This window comes from Halalkalicoccus subterraneus (assembly GCF_003697815.1).
Lineage (GTDB): Archaea > Halobacteriota > Halobacteria > Halobacteriales > Halalkalicoccaceae > Halalkalicoccus > Halalkalicoccus subterraneus.
The window spans coordinates 1-9,895 of record NZ_RDQG01000020.1 but is presented as its reverse complement, the minus strand read 5'-3'; the positions used below and the strand labels follow the sequence as shown (position 1 = coordinate 9,895).

Annotated in this window: 12 protein-coding genes and 2 pseudogenes; 7 read left to right on the top strand and 7 right to left on the bottom strand. The window is 54.2% G+C overall.

The window, feature by feature from the left end; all coding sequences use genetic code 11:
• Positions 1-143 precede the first annotated feature (143 nt).
• Entirely contained in the window at positions 144-392 is a 249-nt protein-coding gene (locus EAO80_RS05485; RefSeq protein ID WP_122088929.1) for a DUF7692 domain-containing protein, read from the bottom strand.
• A gap of 98 nt (positions 393-490) precedes the next feature.
• On the opposite strand from EAO80_RS05485, the gene EAO80_RS05480 reads away from it, so the two are divergent.
• Positions 491-757 carry a winged helix-turn-helix domain-containing protein gene (locus EAO80_RS05480; RefSeq protein ID WP_122088928.1) on the top strand — a complete coding sequence of 89 codons (267 nt, stop codon included), beginning with the start codon at positions 491-493 and terminating at the stop codon, positions 755-757.
• Entirely contained in the window at positions 747-1,166 is a 420-nt protein-coding gene (locus tag EAO80_RS05475) for a type II toxin-antitoxin system death-on-curing family toxin (protein ID WP_122088927.1), read from the top strand. The genes EAO80_RS05480 and EAO80_RS05475 overlap by 11 nt, the downstream gene beginning before the upstream one ends.
• A gap of 268 nt (positions 1,167-1,434) precedes the next feature.
• Here the strand turns inward: EAO80_RS05475 and EAO80_RS19990 are convergent, their stop codons facing one another.
• Positions 1,435-1,785, bottom strand: a complete 351-nt coding sequence (locus EAO80_RS19990) for a hypothetical protein (RefSeq protein WP_211330645.1) — start codon at positions 1,783-1,785, stop codon at positions 1,435-1,437.
• A 656-nt stretch (positions 1,786-2,441) separates the two neighbouring features.
• On the opposite strand from EAO80_RS19990, the gene EAO80_RS05465 reads away from it, so the two are divergent.
• From EAO80_RS05465 to EAO80_RS20740, 5 genes and pseudogenes are all read left to right on the top strand, one after another.
• Positions 2,442-3,926 carry a hypothetical protein gene (locus tag EAO80_RS05465; RefSeq protein WP_122088926.1) on the top strand — a complete coding sequence of 495 codons (1,485 nt, stop codon included), beginning with the start codon at positions 2,442-2,444 and terminating at the stop codon, positions 3,924-3,926.
• Between the two features lie 2,004 nt (positions 3,927-5,930).
• Positions 5,931-6,401: a hypothetical protein gene (locus EAO80_RS05460; protein ID WP_122088925.1), complete on the top strand. Its 471-nt coding sequence runs from the start codon at positions 5,931-5,933 to the stop codon at positions 6,399-6,401.
• Positions 6,398-6,922, top strand: coding sequence for a relaxase/mobilization nuclease domain-containing protein (locus EAO80_RS05455; RefSeq protein WP_122088924.1), 525 nt, complete (start codon positions 6,398-6,400; stop codon positions 6,920-6,922). Before EAO80_RS05460 ends, EAO80_RS05455 begins: the two co-directional genes overlap by 4 nt.
• 97 nt (positions 6,923-7,019) lie before the next feature.
• Positions 7,020-7,301 carry a ribbon-helix-helix domain-containing protein gene (locus tag EAO80_RS05450; protein ID WP_122088923.1) on the top strand — a complete coding sequence of 94 codons (282 nt, stop codon included), beginning with the start codon at positions 7,020-7,022 and terminating at the stop codon, positions 7,299-7,301.
• Positions 7,294-7,557: pseudogene (locus EAO80_RS20740) on the top strand (type II toxin-antitoxin system RelE family toxin). The gene EAO80_RS05450 and the pseudogene EAO80_RS20740 overlap by 8 nt, the downstream one beginning before the upstream one ends.
• A gap of 106 nt (positions 7,558-7,663) precedes the next feature.
• Here the strand turns inward: EAO80_RS20740 and EAO80_RS05440 are convergent.
• The 5 genes and pseudogenes from EAO80_RS05440 to EAO80_RS19980 form a co-directional block, all read right to left on the bottom strand.
• Positions 7,664-8,062, bottom strand: a complete 399-nt coding sequence (locus tag EAO80_RS05440; protein WP_122088922.1) for a type II toxin-antitoxin system PemK/MazF family toxin — start codon at positions 8,060-8,062, stop codon at positions 7,664-7,666.
• On the bottom strand, positions 8,059-8,301 hold the full coding sequence (locus EAO80_RS05435) for a hypothetical protein (protein WP_122088921.1): 243 nt from the start codon (positions 8,299-8,301) through the stop codon (positions 8,059-8,061). The genes EAO80_RS05440 and EAO80_RS05435 overlap by 4 nt, the downstream gene beginning before the upstream one ends.
• Before the next feature lie 457 nt (positions 8,302-8,758).
• Positions 8,759-8,947, bottom strand: a complete 189-nt coding sequence (locus EAO80_RS05430; protein WP_122088920.1) for a multidrug transporter — start codon at positions 8,945-8,947, stop codon at positions 8,759-8,761.
• A gap of 67 nt (positions 8,948-9,014) precedes the next feature.
• Positions 9,015-9,335 carry a hypothetical protein gene (locus EAO80_RS19985; protein WP_211330644.1) on the bottom strand — a complete coding sequence of 107 codons (321 nt, stop codon included), beginning with the start codon at positions 9,333-9,335 and terminating at the stop codon, positions 9,015-9,017.
• Positions 9,336-9,677: 342 nt separating this feature from the next.
• Positions 9,678-9,895: pseudogene (locus tag EAO80_RS19980) on the bottom strand (type II toxin-antitoxin system death-on-curing family toxin); the annotation flags it as partial.

Here is a 9,895-nt window from a genome sequence, read left to right as displayed (position 1 = left end):
TACTCGATTGCCGACTCAACAGATTCAGGTGACCGAGTACCGGATTCTGTCTTGTCACTATTCACTACAATCCGTTCATGGATCTCATGGATTTCAGCAGCCGTCGGGTACTCGATATCCATTAAAAGTTGTTTCTCGTGCTATCAATCGCTGACGTTCACGTCAGACTGGATCTCATACTCTAGCTCGACTTGACTCGTTGACAGCAGGGCCGCGAGTTCCGGTGTCATGTCGGGATGATCTATCGCCCGCTCTAAGTTATGCATCATCTCCTCGGTGAACTGTGCCGACGCATCAACCGCGCCCGACCGCGTAGATTCGTTCATTAGTTCGCCTACTCGGTCATACAGGTCCGTACGCCACTCGTACTTATCGTCTGTGTTGATTCTCATGGGTCTGTCTCTACCTAATGCTTATACGCAATAGAACTAAAGACATCGGCATGCTATTGAGCAATTGGATTATGTAGATGGGACACGTATCGTCTGATATGGAGCGAAAGCGCGACGATTCGGGGAAATTCATCCCACAAGTCACCGATGAACGGGTCTTGGACGCACTCGGAGGGGACACCTTATCGGCTCAGCAGGTAGCCGACAAACTCGGATGCTCGCGACAGGCCGCCGACCGACGGCTACGGAATCTCCTCGAGGACGGAACAGTCGAAAAACACACCTTTGGGCCCAGAAGCGTCGCGTGGTCGCTCACCGACGAGCTTCAGGATGTCGTCTGTGAGGGCGAAAGCGATGACGGATAGCGGTGATGGCACTCTCCCGACAGCGAAAGATATCGTAACTATCCACGATGAGATTGAGGAGGAATATGATTTGAAGTACAAGGGTGCCCGCGTTGCATCACCGAGACTTGAACTCCGTCCACATACCCGCAAGGCGGCCGAATATGACGATGTGTACATACGAGCCGCCTTCTTGCTTCGGAAGGTGGTGACGGCCCATGTATTCGAAGATGGAAATAAGCGCACTGCATGGAACGTGGCAACATCGTATTTAGAGCAGGCCGGCGCGCAACGAGCTGATACAGACGTGGGGGAAGCTCGTGTCGTGCGTAGTATCCGGAAATATGAGGTGGAGGAAATCGCCAAGTGGTTGGAAACCGGCGCGATCGACAAATCACGATTGAACCCACCTCGGACGGATAATGAATAAGTAGGTGTGAACACTATGGAAGACAACATGAGCAAGACGCACAACCAGGAATCAAACGAGAGCGAGAAAGAATCATTCGTCGAGACAGCCCGTCGGATGCGGAATGAGGAACGTGATGTTCTCGACGCGCTCGAGGATTAACTCCGTTTTTTGAGGTTGCGCCTACGGCCCGCGGAATGAGAAGCGCCTGATTCTCGAGCAGCGGGAGGAAAACACGGAACTCATGAACCCACGCTCAGACGGAACACGCCTATCGTGAGGCAAGTTTTTACTGCTCCTTGGATGGCATACCTGTCAACCACCATTTAGCGCGTGTCATAATTCCCGCTTGAGCACGTTGCTTCTGAAGTGATTGCTCGTCTTCTACGACTTTGACTAGTTCATTAGATGCATCTATCTTCTCAGTGGTTGCAATCAGTTTAGATTGAAGCTCATCGATTCGTGCTTCAGCATGATTCAACTCTGATTCAAGCTGCTCCGTCTGTGACTCATACTGAATTGCTCGATCAAAAATACGTCTAATAGCCTCTGCATCACTAATATCGCTATCTGCCTTTGATTGTACTTCATTGATATACTCGATATGTTCTTCTCGGACTTGGGGACTGATTCTCTTCATGATGCAGTATGGATCGTTAATGGGTCATAGTGTTGCGTCAGCTCTACGTCAGACAATCATTTTTTCGTTGTCACTGACCTTTATAAGCAAGGTGTGTGAGGTCATACGCAAAGCTACGGAACACGAAAAAGGCCGGAAAGGGGCCAGACTTAGAACATCTCCCCTTTCTGGCTGGCATGGCATAACTGTTTGCCTGTCTCGTTAGCCCGTGGCTCATCAGATAGCCATGACAGCAATCCCCAACGCTGCAGAGAGACGTGCGGTCGGCGCGACCTTCTTCAGCAGGGATGCTGCACTGGCGGCGCAGCTGATAGAAGACGAGATTAAGTTAGATACGCGAGGCTGTGCAGGTAGTTGGATCGAACGGCGCTGGGAGCCACCTCTTGACACGGGGTCCAGGCTCCCATCAGCGCCGAAACACGCACAATCGAAGGCTGGCACCTTCGATGCGAGGCCTTGGGCCTCTACCCGGGTATTGGACGTCCGGGTTCATGGGTCTTTCTCGTCGCGGTGCCCGGCCCGTCCGGCCGTGATCGGACGACCGGAACGATGACGACTGACAGCACCACCAAATCAGACCACGACTCGGAGTTCGTACGCGCAACTGCACTCTTGCGATTTGACCCGCGGCAGATCACGCTCACGGAGGTGTTCGCATGACGGCACCGGATGGGGAGAGCGTGGTAGACCGCGTGGTAAATCGCGAGACATCCCTGCGCTCGAAAAGTAGGGAGAAAGGAGCAATCTGTTTCGAGTATGAGAAGGACGGCGAGGAAACGCGCGTTCGGATCGCTCGGGACGTCGACCCAAGCTCCACTGCTGCTATCACAACCACGGAGCCGGACGCTCGCGAGTACGCCGATCCGCTTCCGCAACTCCCGCTTGCCGGTTCGGGTGAGACGCTTCCCGACTGTGGCGAGGAGTTCGCTGGTCTCTTTTGTACTGGTTGCGGCGCGCCTCACGAAGTTGGACGGACCTGCCGCCGCTCGCGGTGTCCTCGCTGCTGGAACTCATGGGCGTTCCATCACGCGACGTCGATCGCCTCGAAGGTCGAAGCTCTCGGACGTCATGAGTACAGTCAGAATGGAAAGAAGGTGAAGCCACATCACCTGACGGTCTCGCTTCGCGACTCGACCCGATTCAACTCGAAAGACCCGCTCAAGCAGGGGATTGAGGCGATAAAACCGCTCCTCTCGAAAGTCGACGTTGATACGGGATACTTGATCTACCATCCGTATCGGATCGCCCCAGAATACCGTGGCGACGTCCTTGGACACGAATCGGGAGACGGTGATATGACCTGGAAGGACGTCCTCGGAAAAGTCGAAAGCGAGGAATGGTCTTGGACGGACGTTCGTGAGGAGTTCCTGGTGTACGCGCCCCACTTCCACGTTATCTGCCTTTCCGAGTTCGTCGATACAACGGGAGTCGACAAGATCGAGGATCAGACTGGCGTGGTCATTCATCGAATCGCTACGGAGCGCGAGGACGGCGTCACCAAGTCGATAGCCGATACAGAGGAGTTGTGCCGGGCGACTGCCTACAGCCTCTCACACGCCGGACTTGCGCCGGAGGACGGGGGTCAGAGGTATCGGGCGGCTGTCCGGCCCTTCGGGAAGGTCGCGAACTTTGAGGCGTGGGATGCTGTAGAAGCCGACGTTACTGAGGCCATGCGCTCCGTTGCTGGCAAAGTCCTCGGGATTGAATTTCCTGACCCGACTTGCAGCGAGCACGTTCACGACCACGGTGACGATCATGGCGAGTGCGACCACGACCATGCTACTTACTCCTCGCCGGCTCCCTCGCCACTCACAGCTGACGGTAGTTCATCGTCCGATACGCTCCCGGCAGAAACGTGGGATGCTGCGAATGACGGGTTTTCCAATGACGATACGAGTGCGTGGGACGCTACTGCTGGCATGGTCCCATCGAGTGTGGATACGCCGACAAACGGACAGACCTCGAAGTGTGGCGGACAGCTCGCGCCAATGTGGGCCGTAGATTCCTATCTCGGTTCGCTTGAATGGCTAAACGAGATCGAGGAGAGGCACGGCGAGGAACGTGTGATTGAGCTTCGGCAGGCTAGAGACGAATGGCATGATATGGGTTCGCCGAGCCCTGAGGTGGTCCCAGACGAATAGAGTTCGGGGGTCGGGTTCGATCGATCAATAGCGACGGCTCTCTTCTACGTTCTCTATTTCGTCTCAACTAGTTGGATCGGTAACTACTATTCCGTCCTCTGTCACTGATCGGTCGCATTCTGAGTTCTGGTCGGTCCTTCGACCTCCTATTCCATCGTCAGGATTTGAGGCCAATGAAAGGGTCTTCGCATAGTTGCTTCCCTCTCCTTATACGCCGTCCCGCTGGTAGCGTGAGCAAGACCGTGGTTTCGGCGTGTATTGGATCGACTGGCGTTCTGGGGTCGGAGCCAATGAAGGGGTCTTCGCATAGGCTGTACTCCCTGTTCCTTTCCACGCTGGCTGTGGCTGTGCTGAGCGGTGGGGTATTACCTTATCCTGCCAGCCCCGACGGCCCCCTGTGGGCCGTGAGGAACGTTGCAGTATGGTCGTCAACCTCTTTGGATCTAGCCACGCTGGTGGCGGTCGTAAGAGTGAGGACCGGCGAACAAACTAATATCTAAAGAAGCTAAATACAGACACATGGTGAGCCTTCTCGGCGTAGCACTTCTCCTTATCGGCCTCGGTATGGTCATTTATGCACAACGAATTACTCGGGTTGGTGAACAGATTGACGCAATCGGCAGCACGCGTTCTTCGTTTGAAGTCGAACCGACAGACTGGAACATAGTAGTCACCCGCATTCTTGGTGCTGGAGTCGCGCTTCTCGGGTTCTTCCGCCTCATAAGTTCGTTATGGCCCAATTAGTAGTGTAGCTAACGCGCCTCTGTTCGGGTTGCCACCCCTGTCAGCAGGCACTCCCCTGTTTACAGGGTCCCGGTGGCGTGATCGGCGCGGCAGCACCCCGGTATCGAAATGTAGCTGTCGCAATCGTCCTCTAACTCTGACACGCACGGGCCGGATCGCCATTCCCATTTTGTCCAGCATATAGCCCGAGCAGCGCGCAGCCGGTTCCAACGACCACTCCAAGCATACCCCAGACGGCTCCGTCGCTGCTGGAGGCGAGTATTATCAGAAGCGTCGAAATTCCGACGACGACCATCGTCCAAGCAGTGCCTAGCGTCTGTTGGGTAGGCTTTGAAACCATGCTATTGCTTATTGTGCTAGTGACATATATCTATCTCTGGCCTACAAGCAGCCACTTGACTTCTGACGGTGGCGTTCAGGCGTGATCGGCGCGACGACACCCCTCGTTCGGAGTGAAAATCAGTCGGGAAACGACCGCTCTTGCTGACAGGGGGATTCCGTATTGAATGAGGTGGGGCTACTGACAGCCTGTCAGCAGTCACTCCCCTGTTTACAGGGTGTAAGCAACGCCGGTTCTTTTTGTAGTCGAAGGGGTGCAAGCGAGAGCGGGCTACTGAGGGTCGATAATCACGCGGGAATCGTCTGTATCAATGTGCAAGCGGTCATCGTCATCAATACGTGAATCAGCGTGTTGCTGAAGCGACCGAGCAGAATAGAAGGGGCCGCCGGTGATCACGTCAAACGTGTTATTGTCCGGGAATAATGGATACGGTCGGGACAGGCCCGGCCCGCGTACCTGATCCTAAACGCGGGCGTTGTTATTGTTACTCAGTCGCCTCTCGGGATCCACTCTCCCGGCAGGCGGTCTACTCGTGTTAGGCGGTATGACAAGCGTCCCGAGCGAGCGAGGAACCCCCGTCTCGGAGCCGACCAACGGGAGGCGAGAATACGGCGTTACTTGCTCGCGAGTGAGGGTTCCGATAATCCATTCAAGAACATGTCAAAGATTCAGATATATTGGGTATGCCCACGTTCTTAGACCGGCCGGGTATCCACGGTTCGGGCCACTCGGACGACCCGAAAGTACTATGATATGGGTCACATTGGTATCTAATGTGGAAACATTGGTACAGAATCCCGAGAGGGCGACGCCATCGAGGGCAAGCTAATGCGGATTTTAACTTGCCTACTGCTCCACTCACCAGCAAAACCACCACTCAGGCAAGCCGCATACCCACCACTCAAAGAGACGACCATAACATGACACGCGATACAGTGATCTCAGTGTACGTATCAGAAAGCGAAAAGAACCACCTCAAAAGCGAGGCCAGCGAAGAAGGAGAAACCCTCTCCAGCTACGTCTACAAATTGGCTCAGGCCGAACGAAAACGCCGCGGTGTTGAAAAGGCCGCCACGGACCTCTCTGCCGAAGAACGAATTGAGGCATTGATAGCCGAAGCAAAAGAGGACCTCACGGAGATCGTCGAGGACACGAAGGATCTCAATGCACGAGCTGGTGCCTACTCGATCGCGAACTTCGAGCTGCTGAAGCAGAACCACCCTGACCCTCGCCGCCAGGAAGTTCTTGCTACGGGCGCTCGACGTCTTCGCTATCCGCTTGAGGACCACGATGTCACTGACGATTCTGACACCACGGACGGTTCCGATACCGACGAGAGCGACTCCACAGGATCCAACGGGAAGGTCGACAGCATTGACGAGCTCCTATGACGACGTATCTCGACACCGATTATCGGGACACCGGGGCGGGTGATCTCGTGAACTACATCAGTCGCGAAGGGGATACTCCGGTCCACGACAGGTCCGGCCGCCCGATGAGCGATGAGCGTAAAGGACGGTTCGTCGAGAAGAGCGGACGCCACCAGTTCGAGCGCCACATGATTATCAGCCCGGAGAACGGCACCGACTTATCGAACGACGAACTCGGCAAAGAGACGCGCCGGACGATGGAGCGGTTCACCGAAGACCGGCCGACGGCCACCTACGCTTACTCTATTCATCGGGACACTGAGCACCCGCACGCACACGTCGCCATGACTGGGGAGAAGACAGATCTCTACATGGATCGCGAGGACATCGAGAACGTCCGAGAGATGGCCAACGAGCGGATGGTTGAACGCGAGCGGTACAAACACCGTCAGAATGAACGTGAGCGCCGCGAGCGCGAGCAAGAGAAGCAACTAGAGGAGGAACGTGAGCGCGCCAACGAAAGGGGAGGTATCGGCCGATGAGCCTCATGGCCTGGCCGGTCGGTCGTATTAGGATGCTCGGGGAGTAGCCTACCTCCTCTCGCAAACCTTTTTCTGTGAGACATACGTCTCACACACTATGAGAACTGATTCGGATGGACAGTCCAATGAGGGTCAAACAGAGAAAATCGACGTCCGCGTCCCGGCGGCCCTACTCGAGGTGATCGAAGAGGAGTACCACCAGCGTGGGTACACGTCTCGGTCGGAAGCGATCCGTGATGCACTTCGGGATTGGGCAAATCCTCCGACTACGCCTTCTGATGAAACGCTTGAGGACCTCGAGAATAGCCGAGAGCAGAAAAAAGAGGGAGAGACGGTATCAGCTGAGGAGACCCGAGAGCGGTTAGAGCTGGATGACTGAGGTTGAGTACACTGACCAAGCCCTAGATCACTTAGATGGGCTTGATCCACAGGCTGCTGACCGAGTGATGAACAAAGTCGATGAGGCGACCGAATGGACAGAACACCGACTCGAACCTCTCACAGGATACCCATACTACAAAGTGTGGGCTGGGGACTACTGAGCAATCATCAGCTGGGACCGGGATGCAGACCTTCTTACTGTTGAAGCGGCAGGTCATCGGCGGAATATCTACGACCGACACCTGCCTCCCTAACAATCTGCACCCCTCTCTCGGCGCTACTCCTGGATTCGTTCACTCGACGCGCCCGACTTCCCGATTGACGGACGCAGAATCTCCCGAACGCCCCCGCTGACGTTTATCACCAGGTCGACGGGATTTCTTGTGGTTCGGACCCACCCCCATCCAATCCGAGAGAGATCTTAATCGCCCGGTCAAGCTGACCCATATCATGATCAGGAACCTTCCCGAGCGTTTCGGTAATCCGCTCCTCGATATCGACGGTTCGTATTTGGTCGAGAGCGACGTAGGACTGTTTCGAGAGACCGGGCGTCGACGCTGAGAGATTAGCGTGAAACGGGTAGCCACTCTGTCCGCCAGTAATCGGAGCTATGATCGTTGTTGCCGAGTGTTGATTTCCGAGGTCGTTTTGAATGACCACCGCGGGGCGCTCCTTGTACATTTCCGACCCACGGGTATCGTCATTGTCCGGGCCGCCGAGGTCGACACGGACAATATCGCCACGGTGCAATTGGCTCACGAATTGTCCTCAAGAGAGTTCTCGCCGAGGTGCTGGTTCGCCTCGGTCGAAACGTTGCTCCACTCTTCGTTCATCTGTCGGGCGTTCTCTGCGTTTTCACGGTAGGCTTCGGCGAGCTCGTCGTCGGAAGGGCCCATCTCCTCATCGAGGCGCTCTTGAACGAACCGCGAGAGGTTGACACCGCGTGCGGCGATCCATTCAGACTGATCCTCGCGAATGGTGATGTTCTTTCGATCCATGTTAGTGTGTATAGAGTGTGTATAGATAAGTATGGTGGAGAGTGGTTGCCTTGTGCAACAGTTCCCTCTCTCACAAAGGCGATTGTTGCACAAGATTCTCTCTGCGAACCCCTTTTTGGCGCTCTGGGGTTGCACGCACAGAAAACACCAACCCTCGATTTGCACAATCACCCCGCGATACGATGTGCAAAAACGCACTCCCGATAGGTGAGACTGATCCAACCAGTAAGAGAGGAAACCCTATATCGGGACTATAGCAGTAAATCGAGGGTAAATCAGGCAGTGAGTTAGTCGATATAGACCACTTTCAGGAACCGATGTGCAAGAAATGGACTCCTACACACCCTTATTCTGTGTTCGTTCCATTGTATCGAGGAATGACGTTCCCGGTATGTAGAGATACGAACTGAATAGCAGTTATCAGTTGGTCAGAGAGGGGCCAAAGAGTTGCTCTCGTTCAGTCCATTACTCTTCTGGCACCAACAACTACAGCAATTCCGGCAACGACAACACCGATGATTGTTGGAATGAGCTGTTCAGACCCCCACTCCCATCCGAAGAACTGCGTTCCCACAATAGCGATGATGGCTATGAGGATGGCGAATGCAGTGATTATAGATGACTGGTCTTGATACTTAGCGACCATCTTTGCCACGAATATTACTGGCTGGTGTGAAAAATGTATGCCCGGTATGTAGTGGTTGGTGCTGACTTCATTTACCGGTCAGAATAGATGAAACACCTGTTACGTAGGACTGCTTAGTTATCATCATCTGTCGAAACGGGATACAAAACACCGTACCAGAATCGGTAACAGAGTCGTCCAATGCTTCCGCCCAGAGAGAAACTTCGCCATTCATCTTCTGAGCGAGGAAACAAGCGTCTGGCAACGAGAATCCAAATTCCGATACCGACAATTCGCTGCCATCGGTTCGTTCGAAGTGCACCGATATCGTGGTCGTATATCCAATTATAGCCAATTTGTATTGCTGTTCCGAAAACCAGCCACTCCGGTACGATTCTGTTCGAGCCATCTGCTGGCTTCTCGCACAACTTGCGGAAGCGATAAGAAACCGAGAGCAGTTCCAAGAGAAATTCCACACGGGCTTGCGTTCGTCGGCTGAACATGATTTTCTGTTCCGATGGAGCAATGATAGCTCTATACCCTCTATCTACCAATTTCCACTCCGTTTTTATTAATGGCTGAGGATTTCAACAGAGCTACTCGTCTTCAAGCCTCATGAACAACTCTCGATGCTCGTCGATATACCGATCAGCAAACTGGGCCGCCCGCTTACGCCGATCAACCTCATCATCCCTGTGTTCTTCAGACATTGAATCAACCTCTGATGAATTTGTATACGTCATAGTGAGTCTTAGTCGTTTTCGTGGATCGTTCGCTGGTGAAGATAGTCTTCAACCCCTGGAAGATCAACATCCTCCGCATCTGTCGCAAGATCCCGGAGGATCGTCCGGATAGTGTCGTCAGGTTCTAACCGGTAACCGTTCAGATCGTAGAGATAGGCTGCTGACCAGAGTGCCGTTCGTTTGTTCCCATCAACATATGGATGATCCGCTACAATCAACCACATGA

What these genes read in the sequence shown, in the direction of transcription:
- EAO80_RS05450 (WP_122088923.1), top strand. Translation starts at nt 7,020, where the DNA reads ATGAGAACTGATTCGGATGGACAGTCCAATGAGGGTCAAACAGAGAAA.
- EAO80_RS05465 (WP_122088926.1), top strand. Translation starts at nt 2,442, where the DNA reads ATGACGGCACCGGATGGGGAGAGCGTGGTAGACCGCGTGGTAAATCGC.
- EAO80_RS19990 (WP_211330645.1), bottom strand. Translation starts at nt 1,785, where the DNA reads ATGAAGAGAATCAGTCCCCAAGTCCGAGAAGAACATATCGAGTATATC.
- EAO80_RS05435 (WP_122088921.1), bottom strand. Translation starts at nt 8,301, where the DNA reads ATGGATCGAAAGAACATCACCATTCGCGAGGATCAGTCTGAATGGATC.
- EAO80_RS05460 (WP_122088925.1), top strand. Translation starts at nt 5,931, where the DNA reads ATGACACGCGATACAGTGATCTCAGTGTACGTATCAGAAAGCGAAAAG.
- EAO80_RS05430 (WP_122088920.1), bottom strand. Translation starts at nt 8,947, where the DNA reads ATGGTCGCTAAGTATCAAGACCAGTCATCTATAATCACTGCATTCGCC.
- EAO80_RS05480 (WP_122088928.1), top strand. Translation starts at nt 491, where the DNA reads ATGGAGCGAAAGCGCGACGATTCGGGGAAATTCATCCCACAAGTCACC.
- EAO80_RS19985 (WP_211330644.1), bottom strand. Translation starts at nt 9,335, where the DNA reads ATGGCTCGAACAGAATCGTACCGGAGTGGCTGGTTTTCGGAACAGCAA.
- EAO80_RS05475 (WP_122088927.1), top strand. Translation starts at nt 747, where the DNA reads ATGACGGATAGCGGTGATGGCACTCTCCCGACAGCGAAAGATATCGTA.
- EAO80_RS05455 (WP_122088924.1), top strand. Translation starts at nt 6,398, where the DNA reads ATGACGACGTATCTCGACACCGATTATCGGGACACCGGGGCGGGTGAT.
- EAO80_RS05485 (WP_122088929.1), bottom strand. Translation starts at nt 392, where the DNA reads ATGAGAATCAACACAGACGATAAGTACGAGTGGCGTACGGACCTGTAT.